At 56.4% G+C, this 23,372-nt stretch carries 23 protein-coding genes and 1 other annotated feature; of the genes, 9 read left to right on the forward strand and 14 right to left on the reverse strand.

The window, feature by feature from the left end; all coding sequences use genetic code 11:
* Positions 1-37 precede the first annotated feature (37 nt).
* From hisIE to hisL, 9 genes are all read right to left on the reverse strand, one after another.
* Positions 38-649, reverse strand: coding sequence for a bifunctional phosphoribosyl-AMP cyclohydrolase/phosphoribosyl-ATP diphosphatase HisIE (gene hisIE, locus AAIE03_RS04780; protein ID WP_145032510.1), 612 nt, complete (start codon positions 647-649; stop codon positions 38-40).
* Positions 643-1,419, reverse strand: a complete 777-nt coding sequence (gene hisF, locus AAIE03_RS04785) for an imidazole glycerol phosphate synthase subunit HisF (RefSeq protein ID WP_145032513.1) — start codon at positions 1,417-1,419, stop codon at positions 643-645. The genes hisIE and hisF overlap by 7 nt, the downstream gene beginning before the upstream one ends.
* Positions 1,401-2,138: a 1-(5-phosphoribosyl)-5-[(5-phosphoribosylamino)methylideneamino]imidazole-4-carboxamide isomerase gene (gene hisA / locus AAIE03_RS04790; RefSeq protein ID WP_014594060.1), complete on the reverse strand. Its 738-nt coding sequence runs from the start codon at positions 2,136-2,138 to the stop codon at positions 1,401-1,403. The genes hisF and hisA overlap by 19 nt, the downstream gene beginning before the upstream one ends.
* Positions 2,138-2,728: an imidazole glycerol phosphate synthase subunit HisH gene (hisH, locus tag AAIE03_RS04795; protein WP_013026351.1), complete on the reverse strand. Its 591-nt coding sequence runs from the start codon at positions 2,726-2,728 to the stop codon at positions 2,138-2,140. The genes hisA and hisH overlap by 1 nt, the downstream gene beginning before the upstream one ends.
* On the reverse strand, positions 2,728-3,795 hold the full coding sequence (gene hisB, locus AAIE03_RS04800; protein ID WP_014594058.1) for a bifunctional histidinol-phosphatase/imidazoleglycerol-phosphate dehydratase HisB: 1,068 nt from the start codon (positions 3,793-3,795) through the stop codon (positions 2,728-2,730). The genes hisH and hisB overlap by 1 nt, the downstream gene beginning before the upstream one ends.
* A 2-nt stretch (positions 3,796-3,797) precedes the next feature.
* Positions 3,798-4,868 carry a histidinol-phosphate transaminase gene (hisC, locus tag AAIE03_RS04805; protein WP_013026348.1) on the reverse strand — a complete coding sequence of 357 codons (1,071 nt, stop codon included), beginning with the start codon at positions 4,866-4,868 and terminating at the stop codon, positions 3,798-3,800.
* Entirely contained in the window at positions 4,865-6,172 is a 1,308-nt protein-coding gene (hisD, locus tag AAIE03_RS04810; protein ID WP_498562828.1) for a histidinol dehydrogenase, read from the reverse strand. Before hisD ends, hisC begins: the two co-directional genes overlap by 4 nt.
* A 3-nt stretch (positions 6,173-6,175) precedes the next feature.
* On the reverse strand, positions 6,176-7,075 hold the full coding sequence (gene hisG, locus AAIE03_RS04815; RefSeq protein WP_013026346.1) for an ATP phosphoribosyltransferase: 900 nt from the start codon (positions 7,073-7,075) through the stop codon (positions 6,176-6,178).
* 52 nt (positions 7,076-7,127) lie between these two features.
* Positions 7,128-7,248 (reverse strand) — a sequence feature (His leader region).
* Positions 7,224-7,271: a his operon leader peptide gene (gene hisL / locus AAIE03_RS04820; protein ID WP_100396937.1), complete on the reverse strand. Its 48-nt coding sequence runs from the start codon at positions 7,269-7,271 to the stop codon at positions 7,224-7,226. Its footprint overlaps the feature before it by 25 nt.
* Before the next feature lie 179 nt (positions 7,272-7,450).
* Between hisL and AAIE03_RS04825 the strand changes: the two genes are divergently transcribed.
* The gene (locus tag AAIE03_RS04825; RefSeq protein ID WP_013026345.1) at positions 7,451-8,278 is read left to right on the forward strand and encodes an SDR family oxidoreductase; all 828 of its coding nucleotides are present in this window, start codon (positions 7,451-7,453) and stop codon (positions 8,276-8,278) included.
* Between the two features lie 33 nt (positions 8,279-8,311).
* On the opposite strand, the gene AAIE03_RS04830 is transcribed toward AAIE03_RS04825, so the two are convergent.
* Genes AAIE03_RS04830 through puuD form a run of 3 tightly spaced genes read right to left on the reverse strand, consistent with a single transcriptional unit; the run spans position 8,312 to position 10,932 of the window.
* The gene (locus AAIE03_RS04830; protein ID WP_498562829.1) at positions 8,312-9,589 is read right to left on the reverse strand and encodes an NAD(P)/FAD-dependent oxidoreductase; all 1,278 of its coding nucleotides are present in this window, start codon (positions 9,587-9,589) and stop codon (positions 8,312-8,314) included.
* 27 nt (positions 9,590-9,616) lie between these two features.
* Positions 9,617-10,174, reverse strand: a complete 558-nt coding sequence (gene puuR, locus AAIE03_RS04835; RefSeq protein WP_498562830.1) for an HTH-type transcriptional regulator PuuR — start codon at positions 10,172-10,174, stop codon at positions 9,617-9,619.
* A complete protein-coding gene (gene puuD / locus AAIE03_RS04840) occupies positions 10,171-10,932 on the reverse strand; it encodes a gamma-glutamyl-gamma-aminobutyrate hydrolase (protein WP_014594054.1) in 762 nt (253 codons plus the stop codon). The genes puuR and puuD overlap by 4 nt, the downstream gene beginning before the upstream one ends.
* 212 nt (positions 10,933-11,144) lie before the next feature.
* On the opposite strand from puuD, the gene AAIE03_RS04845 reads away from it, so the two are divergent.
* Both AAIE03_RS04845 and AAIE03_RS04850 read left to right on the forward strand, forming a co-directional pair.
* Positions 11,145-12,560 carry a glutamine synthetase family protein gene (locus AAIE03_RS04845; RefSeq protein WP_015699960.1) on the forward strand — a complete coding sequence of 472 codons (1,416 nt, stop codon included), beginning with the start codon at positions 11,145-11,147 and terminating at the stop codon, positions 12,558-12,560.
* 372 nt (positions 12,561-12,932) lie between these two features.
* Positions 12,933-14,291, forward strand: a complete 1,359-nt coding sequence (locus AAIE03_RS04850) for an APC family permease (RefSeq protein ID WP_013026340.1) — start codon at positions 12,933-12,935, stop codon at positions 14,289-14,291.
* Positions 14,292-14,341: 50 nt separating this feature from the next.
* Here the strand turns inward: AAIE03_RS04850 and ygbI are convergent, their stop codons facing one another.
* Complete coding sequence (gene ygbI / locus AAIE03_RS04855; RefSeq protein ID WP_022623379.1) at positions 14,342-15,112, reverse strand: DNA-binding transcriptional repressor YgbI; 771 nt, start codon at positions 15,110-15,112, stop codon at positions 14,342-14,344.
* 264 nt (positions 15,113-15,376) lie between these two features.
* Between ygbI and ltnD the strand changes: the two genes are divergently transcribed.
* From ltnD to AAIE03_RS04880, 5 genes are all read left to right on the forward strand, one after another.
* Positions 15,377-16,282: an L-threonate dehydrogenase gene (gene ltnD / locus AAIE03_RS04860; RefSeq protein ID WP_498562831.1), complete on the forward strand. Its 906-nt coding sequence runs from the start codon at positions 15,377-15,379 to the stop codon at positions 16,280-16,282.
* Positions 16,282-17,544: a 3-oxo-tetronate kinase gene (gene otnK, locus AAIE03_RS04865; RefSeq protein WP_498562832.1), complete on the forward strand. Its 1,263-nt coding sequence runs from the start codon at positions 16,282-16,284 to the stop codon at positions 17,542-17,544. The genes ltnD and otnK overlap by 1 nt, the downstream gene beginning before the upstream one ends.
* Positions 17,537-18,163, forward strand: a complete 627-nt coding sequence (gene otnC, locus AAIE03_RS04870) for a 3-oxo-tetronate 4-phosphate decarboxylase (protein WP_014605475.1) — start codon at positions 17,537-17,539, stop codon at positions 18,161-18,163. Before otnK ends, otnC begins: the two co-directional genes overlap by 8 nt.
* A complete protein-coding gene (locus tag AAIE03_RS04875; RefSeq protein WP_282844204.1) occupies positions 18,163-18,948 on the forward strand; it encodes an HPr family phosphocarrier protein in 786 nt (261 codons plus the stop codon). The genes otnC and AAIE03_RS04875 overlap by 1 nt, the downstream gene beginning before the upstream one ends.
* Positions 18,949-19,076: 128 nt before the next feature.
* Entirely contained in the window at positions 19,077-20,432 is a 1,356-nt protein-coding gene (locus tag AAIE03_RS04880) for a GntP family transporter (RefSeq protein WP_014594048.1), read from the forward strand.
* 47 nt (positions 20,433-20,479) lie between these two features.
* On the opposite strand, the gene sbcB is transcribed toward AAIE03_RS04880, so the two are convergent.
* Positions 20,480-21,901: an exodeoxyribonuclease I gene (sbcB, locus tag AAIE03_RS04885; protein ID WP_013026333.1), complete on the reverse strand. Its 1,422-nt coding sequence runs from the start codon at positions 21,899-21,901 to the stop codon at positions 20,480-20,482.
* A gap of 198 nt (positions 21,902-22,099) precedes the next feature.
* Here sbcB and dacD point away from each other — a divergent pair, with 198 nt between their 5' ends.
* Positions 22,100-23,257, forward strand: a complete 1,158-nt coding sequence (dacD, locus tag AAIE03_RS04890) for a serine-type D-Ala-D-Ala carboxypeptidase DacD (protein ID WP_014605477.1) — start codon at positions 22,100-22,102, stop codon at positions 23,255-23,257.
* Positions 23,258-23,372: the final 115 nt, after the last annotated feature.

Raw genomic sequence — 23,372 nt, forward strand, 5'->3', positions numbered from 1 at the left:
CGCATAAAAGTGGAATTCTGAGCAGTATATTGCACCGTTATTTATGACGGGCGCGCAGATTACTGATGATCTTGCTGAGATCTAAATCCTGGTCCTGCAGCAGAACCAGCAGATGATAGATCAGATCCGAGGCTTCGTTAGTCAGCTCTTCGCGATCGTTCACCGTCGCCGCCAGTGCGGTCTCCACGCCTTCTTCACCGACTTTCTGCGCGATGCGCTTGGTGCCGCTGGCATAGAGTTTCGCGGTGTAAGAGCTGTCCGGATCGGCACTTTTGCGCGAGGCCAGCAGTTGTTCCAGCTGATACAGGAACGTCCAGTCCGGTGCAGCAGGCGAGAAGCAGCTGGAGGTGCCTAAGTGGCAGGTTGGGCCAATCGGGTTTGCCAGCACCAGCAACGTATCGTTGTCGCAGTCCGGCGTGATGCTGACGACCTGCAAAAAGTGGCCTGAGGTTTCACCCTTGGTCCACAAGCGGTTTTTGGTGCGTGAGAAAAACGTCACGTTACCGTCCTGCAGGGTTTTATTCAGCGCATCCTGATTCATATAACCGTGCATCAGAACTTCACCCGACACGTTGTGCTGGACGATAACCGGCATCATGCTTTGGGTCTTTTCCCAGTCTAACCGGGACAGCTGTTGTTCAGTTAACACGCGCGAATCTCCACACCGTTGTCGATCAGAAAGCGTTTCAGCTCGCCGATATTAATAATCTGTTTGTGAAACACCGAGGCCGCAAGGGCACCGTCAACGTTGGCCTGCTCAAAGGCCTCAAGGAAGTGGGCCATGGTACCGGCTCCGCCAGAAGCAATCAGCGGCACCTTGCACACGTCACGGACTTTCTTGAGCTGCATTAGGTCATAGCCGTTGCGTACGCCGTCCTGATTCATCATATTCAGGACAATCTCGCCTGCGCCCAGCTTTTGCACTTCCTGTACCCAGTCCAGCGTTTCCCATTGGGTGACGCGCGTCCGGGATTCATCGCCCGTATACTGGTTAACGTGATATTTACCGCTGGCATCATCGAACCAGGTATCAATGCCCACCACAATGCACTGCACGCCAAAGCGGTCAGCCAGGCGGGTAATCAACGAAGGATCGGCCAGAGCAGGGGAGTTAATGGAGATTTTATCCGCGCCAAACTCCAGAATCCGGGCCGCATCTTCCGGGGTTTTAATGCCGCCGGCTACACAGAAAGGAATGTCGATAACCTCCGCCACGCGTGAAACCCAGCTTTTGTCTACGACGCGGTCGTCCGAAGAGGCGGTGATATCATAAAACACCAGTTCATCGGCACCTTCTTCCGCATAGCGCTGCGCCAGCGGCACGATGTCGCCAATAATTTCATGGTTGCGAAACTGAACGCCCTTAACCACCTGACCGTCGCGTACATCAAGACAGGGAATTATCCGTTTTGCCAGCATGCTATTGCCTCCGAAACTGTAAATTTACCTTCCAGCAGCGCACGTCCGACAATCACGCCCTGAACGCCGCTACCGCGTAAGGCGGCAATATCACTGAGTTCACCAATACCGCCCGAAGACTGAAACGCGATCTGCGGAAAACGTGCGGTCACTTCTTTATACAGGTCGACGTTAGAACCGCTGAGCGTACCGTCACGGGAAATATCTGTGCACAGAACATGCTTCAGGCCAACGGGCTGAAACTGTTCGATGACCTCTTCCAGCGTGATACCGGACGCTTCCTGCCAGCCGCTGATGGCGACCTCTTTGCGGTTCGCCGCATCAATGCGGACGTCCAGCGCCAGCACGATGGCGTCCGGGCCAAATTCGTTAAACCAGGCTTTGACTTCCTCAGGCTGTTTGACGGCGGTCGAACCGACCACCACCCGGCTGGCACCGGCATCCAGCAACGCTTTTACGTCATCCCGGTTACGGATACCGCCGCCAACCTGCACGACCGCCTCAACGCCGTTGAGCAACTTCTTCAGTAAGGCAATCTGGCGTTTAGCCGGATCTTTGGCACCGGTCAGATCAACAAGGTGCAATACCGTTGCCCCCTGGCCGGCGTAGTCCTGCAACCGGGGCAGCGGATCGCTGCCGTAATCACGCTGTTGCGCATAATCACCCTGATGGAGGCGCACGACCTTGCCATCGATTAAATCTAAAGCGGGGATAATCATCACATCTCCAGGAAGTTTTTCAGCAACTGTGCGCCCACTTTGCCAGAGCGTTCCGGGTGGAACTGCACGCCAAAGAAGTTATCTTTCTGCACTGCGGCGGTAAAGGCCTGGCCATAGTGGCACTGGGCAATCGTGCTGGCATTCACCGGCATGGCATAGCTGTGGACGAAATAGAAATAGCTGCCTTCGTCAATGCCGCGAAACAGATGATTGCCCGCCTGAGCGGTAATCTGGTTCCAGCCCATGTGGGGAAGCGGTAATCCCTGTGTATCCATCAGCGAGACAGGATGGTCGATAATGCCCAGCGTCGGCACGCCACCGTTCTCTTCACTGTGGCTGCCCAGCAGTTGCATACCCAGACAAATACCCAATACCGGTTGCGTACAGGCCTTGACCAGCTCAATCAGCTCGCGCTCCAGCAGCTGGTTCATCGCGGCCTGCGCGGTTCCCACGCCCGGCAAAAACAGCTTATCGGCGCGCAGCACCACGTCAGGATGACGGCTGACTTCCGGCGCGTAGCCCAGACGCTCAACAGCCCATTTTACCGACGACAGGTTGGCACAGCCCGTATCCAGGATCACCACGTTCATCAGAGCACTCCTTTCGAGCTCGGCAGGGTATTTCCCTCAACGCGAATGGCCTGGCGCAGCGTGCGGCCAAAGGCTTTAAACAAGCTCTCTACGCGGTGATGGTCGTTTTTACCTTTCGTCTTGAGATGCAGGGTACTCATCATGGCGTAGGACAGCGAACTGAAGAAATGTTCCACCATCTCCGTGCTGAGATCGCCCACGCGCTGGTAGCTGAATTCGGCTTTGAATTCGATATGTGGACGACCAGAGATATCCAGCGCGCAGCGCGCCAGGCACTCGTCCATTGGCAGCACAAAACCAAAACGGCCAATGCCGCGCTTGTCGCCAAGGGCTTTCAGCAATGCCTCGCCCAGCGCCAGACCGGTATCTTCAACCGTGTGGTGGTCGTCGATATACAGATCGCCTTTCACTTCGATATTCATACGAAAGCCGCCGTGCACCGCAATCTGATCCAGCATGTGGTCAAAGAAGCCCACACCGGTGTTAATCTTGCTGCCGCCTTCGCGATCCAGCCACAGTTCAACGCGAACCTGGGTTTCTTTGGTGTTGCGCTGCACCAGTGCGTAACGATCGCGTTGCGTCAGCTGCTGCTGAATGGCCTTCCAGTCCTGACCTTCTGCACCATAGCGAATACCCTGAATGCCCATATTCTCGGCCAGCTGAATATCGGTCTGACGGTCGCCAATCACATAGCTCTGAGCCGTGTCGAGAGCGCCCTCTGCCAGCCAGGCTTCCACCATTTTGGTTTTTGGCTTGCGGCAGTCGCAGTCATCTTCTGGCTTATGGGGACAGATCAAAATATCGCTAAAGCGAATGCCCTGGGAAGCCAGAATCTGCATCATCAGATTATGCGGGCCATCAAAATCGGCCTGAGGAAAACTGTCCGTGCCCAGGCCGTCCTGATTGGTGATCATGACCAGCTGATAGCCCGCGTCCTGTAATGCCAGTAAGGCGGGGACAACATCAGGTTCGAACGCCAGCTTATCCATCCGATCTACCTGAAAATCCTGCGGAGGTTCAGAGATAATCGTGCCGTCGCGGTCAATAAAAAGGGTCTTCTGACTCATGCTTACTCCAGAGATAAGGCTTGCAGCGCGGCGATCAGGCGCTCGCACTCTGTTCGGGTTCCTACAGAGATACGCAGACAGCCTGCAAGGCCGGGGTTCTTGTTTTGGTCACGCAAAATAATGCCCTGATCCCACAAGGTTTTAAATACCCTGGGCGAGTCAGTAAAGCGCACCAAAATATAGTTGGTTTCGCTGGGAAATACCTGCTCGACCGCGCGAATCCGCGGTAACTGCTCAAACAGCCAGCTGCGATTGGCATTCAGCTCGGCTACGTGCTGACGCATCAGGGCAATGCCTTCTTCGCTCAGTGCCTGGCCTGCCACGTCGGCGACCGGGGTGGCAAGCGGATAGGGCGCAATAACTTTCATCAGCAGATCGATAACCGTCTTATTGGCCAGCGTAAAGCCACAGCGCAGGCCCGCCAGCGCGAAGGCTTTTGATAACGTACGCAGGATCACCAGGTGCGGGTAATCCTTTAACCAGCCCGCCAGCGTCGCCTCGGGACAGAATTCAATATAGGCTTCATCCGCCACCACCAAGGCTTTTCCGGCGGTCATAGCCAGCAGCTGACGGATAGCGTCCTGGTCGATCAGGTTACCGGTGGGATTATTCGGGCTGCACATATAGACGACTTTCACGCCGTCCAGCTGTTCGGCGATGGCGGGCAGGTTTAACTGCCAGTCTTCCCGCGCCGGAACGGTACGGTATTCAATGCCGATGGTTTCGGCACTGACGCTGTACATGCCGTAGGTCGGCGGGCAGAAAAGAATGGCATCTTTGCCCGGCTCGCAGAAGGCACGCATCAGCAGCTCAATGCCTTCATCTGCGCCACGGCTGACCAGTACCTGCTCTGGCGTAAGCCCGGCATAGGCCGCATAGCGGGTGATAACCTGTTTCGGCTGACACTCCGGGTAGCGATTCAGGGTTTGCTGCGACAGCTCGAAGGGCACCGGCAGCGGGAATTCGTTGGCATTCAGCCAGACATCGCCATTGCCCCCCAGGCGGCGAGCTGACTGATAGGGCGTCAGCGCACGCACGTTGGCGCGTGCCAGCTGTTCAATTTCCTGACTCATGCTTGCTCCTTGAGTGCGGCAACGCGCAACGTGACGGCATTTTTGTGGGCGTGCAGCTGTTCAGCGGCCGCCAGGGTTTCGATGGTCGCCGCCAGGTTCAGGAAGCCCTGCGGCGTCAGCTCCTGTACCGTCATGCGTTTCTGAAAGTCGGCCAGGCCCAGGCTGGAGCATGTCGCGGTGTAGCCATAGGTCGGCAGCACGTGGTTGGTGCCCGAAGCATAATCTCCTGCGGATTCCGGTGACCAGTCGCCCAGGAAAACCGAACCGGCGCTGGTAATCTGTTCCACCAGATCCCGTGGCTTGCGGGTTTGCAGAATCAGGTGCTCCGGACCATAGCGGTTGGAGATCGCAATGCATTGCTGCATATCCCGGGCGACGATCAGGCGGCTGCTTTCCAGTGCCTGGCGGGCTGTCGCCGCACGTGGCAACTGGGCCAACTGATCCTCCACCGCCTCGGCGACGCGCTCGGCCAGCGCCAGCGAAGGCGTCAGTAAAATCACCTGCGAGTCAGGGCCGTGTTCCGCCTGCGACAGCAGATCAGAGGCAACGAAGGCCGGTGTGGCACCTTCATCGGCAATCACCAGCACTTCCGACGGGCCAGCGGGCATATCAATCGCCGCGCCATCAAGGCACTGGCTGACCTGACGTTTGGCTTCGGTAACCCACGCGTTGCCCGGACCAAAAATTTTATCTACCTTAGGGATGCTTTCGGTGCCAAAGGCCAGGGCGGCAATCGCCTGTGATCCACCCACCTGGAACACTTCTTCCACACCGCAAAGTTTGGCCGCGTAGAGAATTTCATCAGCAATCGGCGGGGGCGAGCAGAGTACCACGCGACCACAGCCCGCAATCCGCGCCGGGGTAGCCAGCATTAGAACGGTAGAAAACAGCGGGGCAGAACCGCCCGGAATATACAAACCCACCGATTTCATCGGGCGCGTAATTTGCTGACAGCGCACGCCGGGCTGCGTTTCCACATCCACCGGCGGCAGGATCTGCGCACGGTGAAAGGTTTCAATATTGCCAATGGCCACGGCCATCGCCTGTTTCAGCTCGTCACCAAGGCGATCGCTGGCCGCCTGCATCTGCTGTGGCGTAACGCGCAGGTCGTCTGTTTCAATCTTGTCAAAGCGCGCGCTGAATTCTCGTAAAGCCGCATCGCCTTCCTCTTTCACTCTGACCAACACATCGCGCACGATCTGGCTGATGCTCTCAGACGAGGCGAGCGCAGGGCGTGCCAACAGCGCCTGCTGCGCCTCGCTGCTGCAGGCTTCCCAGTTCACGGGCGTCATGATTCTGCTCATCGTTTACTCCAGCATTTTTTCGATTGGCAACACCAGAATTGAACTGGCACCCAGCGCTTTGAGTTTTTCCATGGTTTCCCAGAACAGCGTTTCACTGCTTACCATGTGCATCGCCACGCGGCTGACATCGCCCGCCAGCGGCAGAACGGTAGGGCGCTCGGCGCCAGGCAACAGGCTGATCACGTCTTCCAGACGCTCACTCGGCGCGTGCAGCATGATGTATTTGGATTCGCGCGCTTTAATCACGCCCTGAATACGGGTCATCATTTTATCAATCAGCTCCTGCTTGGCCGCTGGCATCTCGCCGTCGCGCTGAATCAGCACGGCTTTCGAGCGATAGATGACTTCGACTTCGCGCAGGCCGTTCGCTTCCAGCGTCGCGCCGGTGGACACCAGATCACAGATGGCGTCGGCCAGACCGGCACGCGGGGCCACTTCGACCGAGCCGTTTAATAAACAGGATTTAAAATTGATGCCTTGCTTGTCGAGGTACTGCTTTAACAGGTGAGGATAGGAGGTGGCGATACGGGCGTTATTCAGGCACTGTGGGCCGGTATATTCGTCATCAACCGGCATTGCAAGCGACAGGCGGCAGCCGCCAAAATCCAGGCGACGTAGCGTGAAGTAACGCGGGTCTTCGCCCTGCGCGCGGCGGTCCAGCATCTCTTCTTCCAGCACGTTCTCGCCGATAATGCCCAGATCCACTACGCCGTCCATCACCAGTCCCGGAATATCGTCGTCGCGCACCCGCAGGATATCAATAGGCATATTTTCCGCAAAGGCGATCAGACGCTGTTGCTGAAGATTAATTTTGATACCACAGCGCGCCAGGAGCTCGCGTGAATCATCGCTTAATCGACCTGATTTCTGCATAGCTATGCGTAAACGGCTATTGTCTAACATCGTTCCTGTCCCCTTGATTGACCTGTCCTGAATGATTGATTTGCGTCAGCCCATAAAAAAACCCCCGGAAGACGATCTTCCGGGGGTTCTCTTGCGTTCGCACCACTGGAAGATCCTAGACGTCTTCCAGCACACATCGCCTGAAAGACTAGTCAGGGTGATGGTGGTGATGATGGTTGAACTGAACGCGTGTCATAAAATTCTCGATTAATGAAATCTTATTCATTTGTGTGGAATTAACCTAACGAAGATAGTTGAAATTGGCAACTCTTTTTTAATGTTGATATTCGCAAAGCGCCGAAACACTTTGAACTGGTTTGCAACTCAGGGGGAGCTTAAGATGGGAGAATCTTTGAGTCTGCAGCAGGAGACAACATGAAAAAGGTCGCAATAGTAGGACTGGGTTGGCTGGGCATGCCGTTAGCCATGGCGTTGAGCGCCCGAGGCTGGCAGGTGACCGGCAGCAAAACCACGCCGGATGGCGTTGAAGCGGCCCGTCGCTGCGGGTTAGACGCGTTTCAACTGGAACTGACGCCCGACCTTATCTGCGATGCTGAAGATCTGGATGTGCTGTTCGACGTTGACGCCCTGGTCGTTACCTTACCCGCCAGTCGCACGGCAGAGGGCGGGGACGCCTACGTTCAGGCGGTACAAAACGTGGTAGACACGGCGTTGGCCCATAGCGTACCGCGCATTATTTTCACCAGCTCAACCTCCGTGTACGGCGGCAGTTCGGGGATCAAAACGGAAAAAAGCCTGCTGCAGCCGGAAACCACAGCGGGCAAAACGCTGGTGGATCTGGAAAACTGGCTGCACGATCTGCCCGGTACCAGCGTGGATGTTCTGCGTCTGGCGGGGCTGGTGGGGCCTAAGCGTCATCCGGGACGTTTTTTGGCCGGTAAGCAGGCGCTACCCAACGGTTCCCACGGGGTCAATCTGGTTCACCTTGATGATGTGGTGGAAGCGATCATGCTGCTGCTGCAAACGCCCAGGGGCGGCCGGACCTTTAACCTGTGCTCTCTGAAACATCCGTCCCGCGCGCACTTTTATCCCGGCGTGTCACGCCAGCTCGGCATGACGCCGCCGACTTTCGCCGCCGAGGCGAGTGACGACAGCGGTAAGCTGATAGACGGTTCGCGTATCTGTCATGAGCTGGGTTTTGAGTACCGCTACGACGATCCCCAAAAAATGCCGCTGGAATAACGCTGGCGCTGCCCTGCACGCGCAACCCGGTATTTACACGCCGAGCCTGTCGCGCAGCGCATACCATGCGGCGCCCATTGCCGTCAGTGGCACTTTAAACCGCCGTCCGCCAGGGAAGGGCAGATGCGGAAGCTTCGCAAAGGCGTCGAAGCGCTCCGCATCGCCGCGCAGCACTTCGCTGATAAGCTTGCCGGAAAGGTGAGTACAGGTGACGCCGTGACCGCTGTCGCCCTGCATAAAATAAACGTTGTTTTCCAGCCGACCAAACTGCGGCATGCGCGACAGCGTCAGCAAAAAATTGCCGCTCCAGGCGAAATCAATTTTTACGTTGTGCAACTGCGGAAAGGTGCGCAGCATCTTGGGACGGATCATTTTCTCCACGTCGCCAGGCTCCCGGGCGCCGTAAACGACGCCGCCGCCGTATAGCAGGCGGTTATCTGCGGTCAGGCGGAAATAATCCAGCAGATAGTTACAGTCCTCGACCGAATAGTTATTGGGTAACAGCGCAAGCGCCCGATCCCGTGACAGCTGCTCGGTCGCGATAATCTGCGAGCCGCACGGCATGCTTTTCCGGCTCAGGCGTGGTTCCAGCTCCGAAGGTAAATAGGCGTTACCCGCGAAGATCAGAAAAGTGGCACGCACTTCACCTTGTGCTGTTTTCACCCGGTTTGGCGCACCATAGTCAACGCTTAACGCAGCAGAATGCTCATAAATGCGTCCGCCGTGACGACGAATCGCTTCGGCTTCGCCCAGCGCCAGATTCAGTGGATGCAGATGCGCACCACGTTTGTCGAGTAATCCGCCGACATAGCGTTCTGTCGCGACTTCCCGCCGAATGCCCCGTTCGTCCAGCAGTTCCAGATCATGATTGCCATAGCGCGCCCAGGCCGCTTTTTGTTTCGCCAGATGCGCCATCTGACGAGAATTAAAGGCGGCAAAAATGCCACCCGGGCGGTAGTCGCAGGCGATCGCATAACGATCGATACGATCGCGGATAATATTCCCGCCTTCAAACATCATGCTGCCCAGCATTTTCGCGGTATCTTTGCCATAACGCTGTTCAATCACATCCACATCCCGGCTGTAGGAGTTCACTGCCTGTCCGCCGTTGCGACCGCTGGCACCAAAACCGACCCGTGCGGCTTCAAGCAGTACCACATCATAGCCCGCCTCGGTTAAAAACAAACCGGCTGACAGGCCAGTAAAGCCCGCGCCGATAATGCAGACGTCACACTGAATGCTTTCCTGTAATACTGGCCAGGGCGCATGTGGATTCATTGTTGCGGTGTAGTAATTTTCCACATAATTCATATTTAGCTCCTTGGCAGACGGCCCCCATCAAAAATTGGCGGGCGTGTGGGCACTGACGATGCGGCAGGGCACATCGGCAAGGTTGGTAAAGCTGTGCGGCAGGCCCGTATCAATGACGTAACTCTCACCGGCAGACAGGTGAAATTGCTGGCCGTTTATCTCCAGAACGATCTGACCTTCCAGCAGCGTACCGGTTTCTTCGCCCGCGTGGTGCAGTTTTTCCCCGGTACTGGCACCGGGAAGATAGGTCTCCAGCAGCATGCCCAGGGCGCGCTTTGGGGTGCCGTTATCAATCAGCTTCAGTGAAACGCCCCGGCTGCCGATCTCCAGCAGATCCTTGGGCCGGACAACCACGTTGGGCGCATCCTGGCTGTGAGGTTCGGAGAAAAATTCCGACAGCGACAGACCATAAACTTTCAACAGTTTTTGTAGCGTGCTGACCGCCGGGCTGACCTTGTCCTGCTCGATGGTGCTGATGGCACTGTGCGTCAGGCCAGCCAGTTCAGCGACGCGCCGTTGAGATAATCCCATCGCCTGGCGAATTTGCGACAGCCGACGTCCGGGAGCCTGATTCGCATCATTCATTGCTGCTTTTCCCGTTGATAATGACGCGCGGCCTGAATAAAGCCGTTAAACAGCGCAAAGGACGGCGTTGCGGGTTTCAACTGCCACTCGGGATGCCACTGTACTGCCAACGCAAAAGGATGCCGGCTGAGGCTGACCGCCTCAATCAGGCCGTCTGGCGCCCGGGCTTCAATGCGCAGCTGTGGCCCGGTTTCGCGTATCCCCTGATGATGAACGGAATTCACGATTAACGGTGCCGGGCCGAGCAGCGCGGCCAGTAGCCCTCCGGGTTCAATATTCACATCATGGGCAGGTGCATACTGTTGCGACAGCGGGGCAGCGTCATCGTCGTGATGGCGCTGAAACTGTGGATGCTGATTAAGATGACGGTAAAGTGCGCCGCCGTTGGCTACCACCAGCTCCTGCATGCCGCGGCAGATGCCAAAGAGCGGGAGTTGTTTACCCACGGCGTGTGTGATCAGATTAAAGGCCAGCCGGTCCCGTCCGGCATCCGCGTCGGGTTCTTCGCCTGCTTCACCATACAGCCAGGGTTCAAGGTTGCTGGGGCTGCCGGTCAGTAAAATTCCGTCCAGCGCAGCCATAGCGTTTTCTGATAGATGAGGGGCAGCCATAAGCTGATGAGGCAGCGCAAGCGGCACGCCACCGGCGGTAACGACGGCATCAAGATATTTATTGTGCACCGACTGAACCGGATGCCCGTGATGATGCGTCTGACACATCACTACGCCGATCAATGGCTTGTCAAAAATAATGCCCATCTTTCCCCCTCAACAGCTGTTCGAAATATTTGACGAAAAGGGCATATCTGATGGTTAAGTGTGCAATATTTTGTCAATCTAGCAACCCACTGCCGGATCTTCAAACAGATTTGTTACATTTGCACACTTTTTGTGTTAGCGCTATGTTAGAGGTGTGGCGGTTTTTTTGAGCATTACGCACTCCCATTTTGTGGTTAAAGGCGGATGAAATCATGACTAACCTGGTAGAAGTAGAAGACTTCACGTTGCACAGTGAAGAGAGACGAACCAGCGCGTTCCAGCAAGAGGTTAAAAACTGGCTGGAGCGCCACCCTGAAACCCAGTACGTTGATATTTTACTTAATGATTTAAATGGTGTTTTTCGCGGTAAGCGTATTCCCGTCTCCGCGCTGGCTAAGCTGGAAAAGGGCTGCTACTTTCCCGCCTCGGTCTTTGCCATGGATATTCTTGGCAACACCGTTGAAGAGGCCGGACTGGGACAATCCCTCGGTGAGCCCGATAATCTTTGCCTTCCTGTTCCCGGCACGCTCGTTCCCTCCGCCGCCGATCCGCAACACATTGCACAACTGCTGCTAACCATGTGCAACCAAGATGGCACTCCCTTTGACGTTGAACCCCGAAATGTCCTGAACCGGCTGTGGCAACAGCTGCGTAACCGTGGACTGTTTCCGGTGGTAGCGGTAGAGCTGGAGTTCTATCTGGTCGATAAAAAGCGCGACGCGGAAGGTTTTATTCAGCCGCCCTGCGCACCGGGCAGCGACGATCGCAATATGCAGAGCCAGGTCTATTCCCTGGACAATCTTGATCACTTCTCTGAAGTCTTACGGGATATCGATACCCTGGCCCGCCTGCAGGGCATTCCTGCCGACGGCGCGCTGGCGGAAGCGTCACCAGGGCAGTTTGAAATTAACCTGCATCACACCCGGGATGTCCTGAGCGCCTGCGATCATGCCATTCAGCTTAAGCGCCTTATCCGGCAGGTGGCTGAGAATCACGGTATGACCGCTACCTTTATGGCGAAGCCCTATGAAGACTATGCGGGCAGTGGGATGCACGTACACATCAGTATGCTGGACGCGGCCGATCACAACGCCTTTGCCTGCGACGACGGCAGCGACTCTCCGCTGCTGAAGCGCACCCTGGCCGGTATGATCGATTTAATGCCGGCCTCCATGGCGTTGCTGGCTCCTAACGTCAATGCCTTCCGCCGTTTTGTCCCGGAGGCGTACGTGCCGTTGCAGGCCTCGTGGGGCCATAACAACCGCACGGTGGCGTTGCGCATTCCCTGTGGGGATCTTGAAAGCCGCCGAATCGAGTATCGAGTGGCGGGAGCGGATGCTAACCCCTATCTGGTGATGTCCGCGATTTTAGCTGGCATGTTGCACGGTCTGGATACGCAACTGCCTTTGCCGCAGCCGGTTAAAGGCAATGGTCACGAGGCGGAAGGGTTAGCGTTACCCATCCGTCAAAGTGATGCCCTTACCGAGTTTGAAAGCAGCTATCCTTTACAAAAATTACTGGGTGAGAAATTTGCCAAAGTGTGGTTTAGCTGTAAAAATTATGAGCTAATGCAGTTTGAAAGGTTAATCACTGCCACAGAAATCGACTGGATGTTAAAGAATGCCTGATTAATTTTTTGCATTCTCTGCGACAACGTCTTGAAATAATGCGTTGGGTTGGGGCAAAATACGCCTCCTGCAAATTCAGAACATAACCGACGCTCACCGCGTCGGTTATTTTTTTGCATGTTACAACAGAGTGAATTTTCACTGACACAAACGAGGCCGGGCGCGTACCCGGATAGATAAACACTGAAAACACGCACCCGCGTGAGATTGAGGATGTAAAGATGGGGTTGTTTAACACACTGCCAGCGCAGGCTGGTACACGTTTTCGTGATGACTACGGCGCCGCTGCCGCAAACCTTACTCCCTGTCGCTTAATGCGCAGTATCCTTGTGAATCAACCCAGTCAGGTTGCTGCGCAAGGAGGACTGAAGCATGTCGCTTAATACCTCTGCTGCACCACAACGTGCCCAACTGAAAAAAACGCTGACTTTACTTCCGGTCGTCATGATGGGCTTAGCCTACATGCAGCCTATGACCCTGTTCGATACCTTTGGTATTGTGTCGGGCCTGACCGATGGTCACGTTGCCACCGCCTATGCTTTCGCCCTGATTGCGATTCTGTTCACTGCCGTGAGTTACGGTAAGCTGGTACGCCGCTTCCCATCTGCGGGCTCCGCTTATACCTACGCTCAAAAGGCAATCAGTCCGCACGTCGGTTTTATGGTGGGCTGGTCATCGCTGCTGGACTACCTGTTCATGCCGATGATCAACATCCTGCTGGCAAAAAACTATTTTGAAACCCTGGTACCAGGTATCCCCTCGTGGATTTTCGTGGTGCTGCTGGTGGGCTTTATGACGCTCTCCAACCTTAAGGGAATCAAAACCGTCGCCAACTTCAACAGCGTGATCGTGATCCTGCAGGTTGTGGTGATGGTCGGTATTACTGCCATGGTGATCTACGGTGTGGCGCACGGTGAAGGTGCAGGAACAGTGGTAAGCAGCAAACCGTTCTGGTCGGAAAACGCCCACGTGGTGCCGATGATTACGGGAGCGACCATCCTGTGTTTCTCTTTCCTGGGTTTTGACGGCATCAGTTCGCTGTCGGAAGAAACGAAAGATGCAGAACGTACCATTCCGCGTGCGATTTTCCTGACCGCGCTGATTGGTGGCCTGATGTTTATCGTGGCCTCCTACTTCCTGCAGCTGTACTTCCCAGACATCTCGCGCTTTAAAGAGCCGGACTCCTCACAGCCGGAGATCATGCTCTACGTCGCGGGCAAAGCGTTGCAGGTCGGTATCCTGATCTTCTCCGTGGTCACCGTACTGGCTTCCGGCATGGCGGCGCACGCGGGCGTATCGCGTCTGATGTACGTAATGGGCCGTGATGGCGTATTCCCGGAGCGTTTCTTCGGCTATATCCATCCGAAATGGCGCACGCCGTCACTGAACGTGATTCTGGTCGGTGCCGTCGCGCTGATGGCCATCAACTTCGATCTGGTTACCGCGACTGCGCTGATTAACTTTGGTGCGCTGGTGGCGTTTACCTTCGTTAACCTGTCGGTGATTGCGCAGTACTGGGTACGTGAAAAACGTAACAAAACCCTGAAAGATCACTTCCAGTATCTGGTTCTGCCGATGCTGGGCGCGCTGACCGTTGGTGCGCTGTGGGTTAACCTGGAGCAGAGCTCGATGGTTCTGGGCTTGATCTGGGCCGCCATTGGTATTCTCTACCTGGCCTTTGTGACCCGCAGTTTCCGCAATCCGGTTCCCCAGTTTAGCGAAGAAGTGTAATCCCCCTGGTCCTGCTCTGTGCCCAATAACGGGACAGAGCAGGGCTGTTCTTATTCGTTTTTTCCGGCCATCATCAGTTCCCAACTTCCTGCCTGTAACGCATTTCGTCCTGCGGTATTCAATTGATCATCCGTCACGATCACATCAAACTTCTCCAATGGTAAGGCCAGCCACGTCGCGATTTTATCGTACTTAGAGCTGTCGCTGAGCAGGATGCGTTTGCTGCTGACCTCGCACACGGCCTGTTTAACCGCCACCTTGTCTTCATCCGGCGTAAACAATCCGCGCAGCCCCCAGCTTGAGGTGGACACAAAAGCGATATCTATCGCAAGTTGACGCAGGTGGCGTGCCGCCGCATCGCCAATGCAGGAGCGGTTATCCCGGCACACCGTACCGCCGGTGTGAATCACCCGACAACGACTCGCCTCCATCAGCAGATTGGTCACCATAAAATCATTAGTGACGACCAGCAGATCCTCCCGATCGGCAATTTCCCGCGCCAGCGCCAGCGTGGTGGTGCCGGCATCCAGATAGATGCAGCTGTCAGGCGGAATAAGCTGAGCGGCTAACTTGCCAATGGCTTTTTTTTCTTCATTGAACAGGGCCGTTTTGGTCAGATGTGAGGGCTCGCTCGCCAGCCTGTTAGCGGAACGAACACCGCCCGACACCGAGAGTACCGCGCCCTGTTCTTCCAGCTTTTGCACATCCCGGCGAATGGTCATATGTGACACGCCAAAACGCTCCGTAAGCTCGTTAATGCTCATTACGCCGCGCTCTGCCACCAGAGCCAGAATCTGTTGATGACGCTCAACCGGAATCATAACCACCTCGTTTTATCATTTTTTCACATTGTAGAGCATCGTCATGTGAAGAAACATGGAAATTTTGACTCTATTTTTCCTGAAAAACCGCGCATTCACTGCCCGGGTGGGGGAATTGCAAGCGGTGAGTGATGTGAAAAAATGTTTTACAGTGGCCTCTTTGAGTTAATTTATGTGAATAAGAACACGTTTTTGTGCGTCGTTTATTGGCACTATTAACAACAGAAATCAAAAATTCACTTAAATTAACAATGGAGGCCAACGATGCCAGTTTCACATATTTGTGTCATAGGCTTAGGCTCAATGGGAATGGGCGCCGCGAAGTCCTGCATTCGTGCCGGGCTGTCAACCTGGGGCGTGGATCTGAATCCGCAGGCGCTGGATGCGCTGCGTCAGGCGGGCGCGCGCGATGCTCAGACGTCGGCGCATGCCTTTGCCAGCCAGCTTGATGCTGTGCTGCTGCTCGTGGTGAATGCCAAACAGGTTAACACGATCCTGTTTGGCGAGCAGGGGCTGGCCGCCAGGCTGAAGCCAGGCACGGCGGTAATGGTTTCTTCCACCTTGTCCGCGCAGGATGCACAGCAGATCGCCGCAAAACTGGCGGACTATCACCTCCTGATGCTGGATGCACCGGTATCCGGCGGGGCGGCCAAAGCCGCCAGCGGCGAGATGACCGTGATGGCGTCCGGCAGCGACGAGGCGTTTGCTGCCCTGCAACCGGTACTGGATGCGGTGGCCGCGAAGGTTTATCGCGTCGGCACGGAAATCGGTCAGGGATCGACGGTCAAGATTATTCATCAGCTGCTGGCTGGCGTGCACATTGCCGTCGGGGCCGAAGCCATGGCGCTGGCCGCCCGCGCCGGGATCCCGCTGGAGACGATGTATGAGGTGGTGACCAATGCGGCCGGCAACTCGTGGATGTTCGAAAACCGTATGCGCCATGTCGTCGATGGCGACTACCGACCGACATCCGCGGTAGATATCTTTGTCAAAGATCTCAACCTGGTCGCCGAGACGGCGAAAGCCCTGCATTTCCCGCTGCCGCTGGCCTCCACCGCACTGAATATGTTCACCGAGGCCAGCAATGCCGGTTATGGCCGTGAGGATGACAGTGCGGTCATTAAAATCTTCAGCGGCATTACGCTGCCTCAACGCGAGGGGGAAATCTGATGCGGTTAGGGGTCATTGCCGACGATTTTACCGGCGCAACCGACATTGCCAGCTTTCTGGTACAGAACGGGCTTTCTACCCTTCAGTTTAACGGCATCCCGAAACAGGCCGCTGTGCCGGATGCTCAGGCCATTGTGGTCAGCCTGAAATCGCGATCCTGCCCGCCCGCGCAGGCCGTCAGCCAGTCGCTTGACGCGCTGCGCTGGCTGCAGGCGCAAGGTTGTGAGCGCTTTTATTTTAAATACTGCTCCACGTTCGACAGCACCTCCGAGGGCAATATCGGTCCGGTGACGGATGCGCTCATGGCCGCACTGGATGAGACGCTGACGGTGATCTGCCCGGCGTTGCCGGTGAACGGGCGCACCGTTTATCAGGGTTATCTGTTTGTGGGTGAACAGCTGCTGTCGGATTCCGGCATGCGCCATCATCCGGTCACGCCAATGACCGACAGTAACCTGCTACGGCTGATGGAGAGCCAGAGCACGGGAAAAGCCGGGCTCATCTCTGCGACCACGATAGAGCAGGGCGCAGGCGCGATATCACGGCAACTTGAGCAGCTGCGTGCTCAGGGGGTGAATTACGCGGTGCTTGATACGCTTACTGAGCAACATCTGCTGAACCAGGGCGAAGCACTCACCTCGATGCGGCTGGTCACGGGCGGCTCCGGGCTGGCGATTGGCCTGGCGCGCCAGTGGTCAACGACCCACCGCGATGAGCCGCAAGCGCAGCGCGCGGGTTACCCACAGGGCCAACGGGCGGTAGTGCTCTCGGGCTCCTGCTCACAAATGACCAACCGCCAGGTCAATGCCTATCGCCAGCAGGCATCCGCCCAGAAGATCAGCGTGTCGCGCTGCCTCAGCGACGAAAAGTACGCCGAGGCGTTATGCGACTGGGTCGCAGAGCATGCTGATGAGCCCCTCGCACCCATGCTCTATGCCACCGCGGATGCGCAACAGCTGCAGTCGATTCAACAGCACTATGGCGTACAGCGCAGCAGTGAGGCGGTGGAGCAGCTGTTTGCCCAGATAGCTCGCACGCTGAAGTCCCGTGGCTGGCAGCGCTTTATCGTCGCAGGCGGCGAAACCTCTGGCGTGGTCGCCCAAAGCCTGGGCGTGACTGCATTCCATATTGGTCCGGTGATTTCGCCCGGCGTGCCCTGGGTGAGAGATATCGGGCAGCCGTTGTCACTCGCGCTGAAGTCAGGCAATTTTGGTGATGAACAGTTTTTCCGCCGCGCACAAACGGAGTTTTCCCATGACTGAACAACAGGCCCGTGAAGAGATGGTCAGGCTGGGCGCATCTTTCTTCCAGCGCGGTTATGCCACCGGATCGGCCGGTAATCTTTCGCTGCTGCTGGACGATGGCACCCTGCTGGCGACGCCCACCGGCTCCTGCCTGGGCGAACTGGATGCCCAGCGCCTGTCTAAAGTGACGTTACAGGGGGAGTGGATTGCCGGGGATAAACCCTCAAAAGAGATCGCCTTTCACCGCGCGCTCTACCTGAATAACCCCGACTGCCGGGCGGTGGTTCACCTGCACAGTCACTACCTGACCGCGCTCTCATGCCTGCAAAATCTGGACAGCCAGAACTGCATCCGCCCGTTCACGCCCTATGTGGTGATGCGGGTGGGAGACGTGCCGGTGGTGCCCTACTATAAACCCGGCGACGCGCGACTGGCGGAGGACCTGGCTCTTCTGGCGCCGCGCTACCGTGCTTTTCTGCTGGCGAACCATGGTCCGGTCGTGGTGGGCAAATCCCTGCAAGAAGCGGCGGACAATACCGAAGAGTTGGAAGAAACCGCACGCCTGATGTTTACCCTGGGCGACCGGGCCATTCGCTATCTTACCGCCGACGAAGTCGCCGAACTCAGGAGCCGATAATGCCAACGTTTGCAGCTAACTTATCTACCCAGTTCAATGAGGTGCCCTTTCTGCAGCGCTTTGCCGCCGCTGCACAGGCGGGCTTTGACGCGGTTGAATTTCTGTTTCCTTACGACTATCCGGCTGAGCAACTGAAAACGCTGCTCGATGACAACGGGCTTAAACTGGTGCTGTTCAATACCGCACCGGGCAACGTGGCTGCGGGGGAATGGGGGGTTGCAGCCATTCCCGGCCGGGAAGCGGAGGCAAGAGCCGATATCGACAGGGCTCTGGACTACGCGCTGGCGCTGGATTGCCCACAGGTGCACATCATGGCGGCAACCGTTCCTTCCGGTGCCGATCGCCAGCAGTATGTTGAGACGTTCATCGGTAATATGCGTTATGCGGCAGAACGCTTCGGCCCACACAACATCCGGTTGTTAATCGAAGCGCTAAATCCCACCACCAAACCCCATTATCTCTATGCCAGCCAGTATCAGACGCTGGAGATGGTTGAGCTCATCGATCGTCCCAACGTCTTTACCCAACTGGATCTGTTCCATGCCCAGATGGTGGACGGCAATCTCAGCCACCTCATTCGCCACTACGCCGGGCGTTATCAGCATGTGCAAATCGCCGCTGCGCCCAGTCGTCATGAACCTGACGAGGGCGAGATCAACTATCCCTGGCTGTTCAGCCTGCTTGATGAGGTGGGTTACGAGGGCTGGATCGGCTGCGAATATTTCCCGCGCGGGGACACCGTGGAAGGGCTGAGCTGGCTGGCGCCCTGGGCGAAACACCGCTGAGTTAAGGTTAAAAAATCACACCGGTGCTGCGGCAGCGGTGCAGTTCTGATCGTCTTTAAAACGGACCAGCACCAGGTAGAGCTGTAGCCAAAAAACGCTAAAAAAGATAACTATTCCAGAGGTTTACTATGACGACTGCGTTGCTGTTAGCCATTGCGACCGCCAGCATTGTGATTTTGCTGTTGCTGGTCATTAAAGCCAAAGTCCATCCCTTTGTCGCCCTGTTGATTGTCAGCCTGCTGGTGGCGATCGCCACCGGTATTCCGGCTGAAAAAATCATGGAAACCATCATCAGCGGTATGGGTGGACTGCTGGGGCACATCACCATCATTATCGTGCTGGGAGCCATGCTCGGGGCGATTATCGAAGCTTCGGGCGGCGCCGAGTCGCTGGCCCAGCGCTTCAGCAAAACGCTGGGCCTGAAACGCACTGTTGCTGCACTGACCATGGCCGCCTTTATTCTGGGCATCCCGGTGTTTTTTGAAGTGGGTTTTATCATTGTTATCCCGCTGATCTACGGCTTTACCAAAGTGGCGCGGGTTTCTCCCCTGAAGTTTGGCCTGCCAATGGCCGGTGTGATGTTAACGGTACACGTGGCGCTGCCCACCCATCCGGGTGCCGCGGCCGCTGCGGCCATTTTGCACACCGATATGGGCTGGCTGATGATGTTGGGGATTCTGGTCTCGGTGCCGGTCGGCATTTTAGGTTATTACGTCGCAAAGGTGATGAACCGTCGCCAGTATCATCTGTCGGTCGAGGTGCTGGAGCAGCTGCAGATGGCGAAGCCGGAAGGCGCGCAGAAGAAAAATGAACCTGCACCGCCGGGTGCGCTGACCATAAGCGGTTTGATTGTGGTGCCGATTGTGCTGATTGTATTAGGTACGCTGTCTCACTCGCTGCTGGCGCAGGACAGCCTGCCAGGTAAAATCATGACGGTGATTGGCACACCGCCCATAGCGCTGCTGATTGCGTTGGGCCTGGCCGCCTGGCTACTGGGCATCCGCCGTGGCTGGAGCAAAGATAAGCTGGAAGATCTGACCGGCCGGGCCATTCCGGGATCGGCGAGCGTGATTCTGGTGGCGGGCGCGGGTGGGGCCTTTGGGAAGGTGCTGGTGGAGTCCGGCGTCGGTAAAGCGCTGGCGCTGGCGCTGGAAACGCTGCACCTGCCGTTAATCCCCGCGGCCTTTATTCTGTCGCTGGCGCTGCGCGCCTCGCAGGGATCGGCTACCGTCGCGATTCTTACCACCAGCGGCCTACTGACGCAGGCCGTGACCGGCATTGATGATATGCACCGTGTTCTGGTCACGCTGGCAGTGTGCTTCGGCGGGCTAGGGCTGTCTCATGTCAACGATGCGGGCTTCTGGGTGGTGACGCGCTATCTGGGCCTGTCGGTAGCGGATGGATTAAAAACCTGGACGGTACTGACAACCCTGATGGGGATGACCGGTTTTGTTCTGACGTGGGCGCTGTGGTTTGTGATTTGATATGTTGGCCGGGAAAGGCGATTCGCGTTTCCCGGCCAGTCTGAGCGTCAGGACACCAGTTCCTGCGCATACAGATACAGCGCTTTTAACTGGGCCAGCTTTTCCTGATCGCTTTCATGCAGGCTGGCCAGCGATTCCAGCTCCATCAAAAACGACTGCACCTTATCCGGATTCAGTACTTCGCGACGGTGCTGCAGCCAGCGCTGTTGTTCAGCATCATCCAGGGTGCCGGGGAAGTTCCGCGCCCGATAACGAAACAGCAACTTCGCCACGCGCGGACTGTCAAACGTCAGATCCAGCGCGGGCAGGTTAGCCGGCGCCGTCTGGCGAATAATGTTCATGCCCGCCCGATCGGCATCGCTAAAGAAGCCATCGTAGAGCTGGGTATCCACATCATCCGACGGCGTAAAGGGTTCCGCATCGGCAAATATCGCCACCAGCTTTTCACGTATTTCAGGATGCTGACGCAGCGTCGCCAGATTATCCAGACAAGACTTGCGATCGATGCCCAACCGCCCGGCATCTTCAGGCCGCAGGGTATTCGCCGGAGCCAGCACGGGGCACTTATTGATGTGCACCAGCTTAACGGGAATGGCTGATTGATCGCCCAACTCGCTTTTGCGCGTGTAGAGACGTTCGCGCAGGCTGTCGGCATCCAGTGTTAAAAGCGGCGTCATATCGCCGGCCAGGTCGACCACGATCAGCGCATTGCGGTTATCCGGATGCCAGGCAAGCGGCACCACCCAACTGGTATTGCCGCGTGCTGCGCCAAACATGCCGGAAACGTGCACCAGCGGCTTCATCTGTGGAATATCGATCAGGGTCATGAGTTTGTTTTTGTTGCGATGCGTAAACAAAAACTCGAACAGCTTAGGCTGTTTCTCTTTCACCAGTTTCGCCATTGCGAGTGTGGCATAGACATCCGACATCGCATCGTGGGCGTTTTCATGGGCTACGCCGTTGGCTTTGGTCAGGTGCTCCAGCCGGAAGCTGGGAAAACCGTCTTCATTTTCGGGCCAGTTGATGCCTTCGGGCCGCAGCGCATAGCAGGCACGCATCACGTCCAGCAAATCCCAGCGAGAGTTACCGTTTTGCCAGCTCCAGCCATAGGGATCGTAGAAGTTGCGGTAGAAAATATTGCGTGTCACTTCATCGTCGAAGCGCACGTTGTTGTAGCCCACCACGCAGGTTTGTTCGGCGGTGAACAGGGCATGAATACGGGCGGCAAACTCGGCCTCGCTGACGCCCCGCGAGGCGGCAATTTGCGGCGTAATACCGGTAATCATTACCGCTTCAGGCTGGGGCAGATAGTCGTCCGGCGGACGGCAGTAAAACACCTCTGGCTCGCCAACCGGATTAAAGTTGCTGTCGGTACGTAACCCGGCAAACTGCGCCGGACGATCCCGTGACGGACTGGTGCCGAAGGTTTCGTAATCATGGAATAAGAAAGTGAATTCAGAGGCGGGCACGTCGCTGTCCTGTCTGCAAAAAAATCAACGTTCAGGATAGTCTTCTGCGCTCGCCAGCACAACCGTACTGACCAAAGCTGCGTGGTGGCACCCGGCAGTTCATATTTTTTTTCAATTTAATTAAACCTTCTTAAGGCTTTTGCCGTAAAACGTCCGGCTGTTCCCGTCTGTTTTATTTGTGCAACTAAGGATGAAGTGTTGAAAAGGCGTCTGTTAATTACCGTAACTGTTTTTTGGGCTTCGCTGGCACAGGCCGACGATATGCCGTTTCCCGTGACGCCGCCGGCGATCGATGCCGCATCATGGGTGCTAATGGATGCCACCACGGGGCAGGTGCTTACGGCGGGCAATCCTGACGAACGCCGCAATCCGGCCAGCCTGACCAAGTTAATGACGGGCTATGTCGTTGACCGCGCCATCGATCAAAAGAAAATTACGCGCGACGATATGGTCACCGTGGGGAAAGACGCCTGGGCCGCAGGCAATCCGGTCTTTAAAGGTTCATCGCTCATGTTCCTGAAACCGGGCGATAAGCTGAGCGTGCGCGACTTAAGCCGCGGTGTCATTATCGATTCGGGTAACGATGCCTGCGTGGCGCTGGCCGATTATGTCGCGGGCAGCCAGGACAACTTTGTGAAGTTGATGAATCATTACGTGGAGAAACTGGGCCTGACCAATACCCATTTCGAAACCGTCCACGGTCTGGATGCGCCAGGACAGTTCTCCAGTGCGCTGGACATGGCAAAGCTGTCTCGCGCCATCATCGACGGCGAGCCGGATTTCTATGCCATGTACCGTGAGAAAACCCTGACCTGGAATGGCATCACTCAGAACAACCGCAATGGTCTGCTGTGGGATAACAGTCTTCACGTGGATGGTCTGAAAACAGGTCATACCGAAACCGCAGGATTTAATATCATCGCCTCAAATGTGGTCGGTCAGCATCGCCTGATTGCCGTGGTGATGGGCGGTAAAAGCGCGAAAGGGCGCGAAGAGCAGGCGCGTAAACTGCTGGTCTGGGGCCAGAATACGTTCGATACGGTCCAACTGTTCCATGCGGGCAAGAAGATCGGCAGCGAACACGTGTGGTACGGCAATCCGCATCAGGTTGAGGTGGGCACGGCAAATGATGTTTACCTGTCGCTCCCGCGCAGTGAAATTCCGAACGTGAAAGCCAAATACGTGATTAACCGTAGCGATCTGGAAGCACCGCTGAAAGCCAATGAGAACATTGGTGAGATTCAGGTTATGGATAAAGACAAGCAGATTGCCAGTTATCCGCTGGTGGCGCTCAGTGCCGTTAACGAAGCCGGCATGTTTAGCCGCCTCTCCGACTATCTGAAACGTAAGTTTTAATCTCAGGCCACGCGCACCTGCCTGCCGGGCAGGTGCCGCGAGGGCTCGCATCGCAGGACCCTATTGCCACCTGAACGGTTTATTTTGCTGATTTACCGCCACAGGTTGGTGATAA

Source organism: Pantoea sp. Ae19-2 (assembly GCF_059801205.1).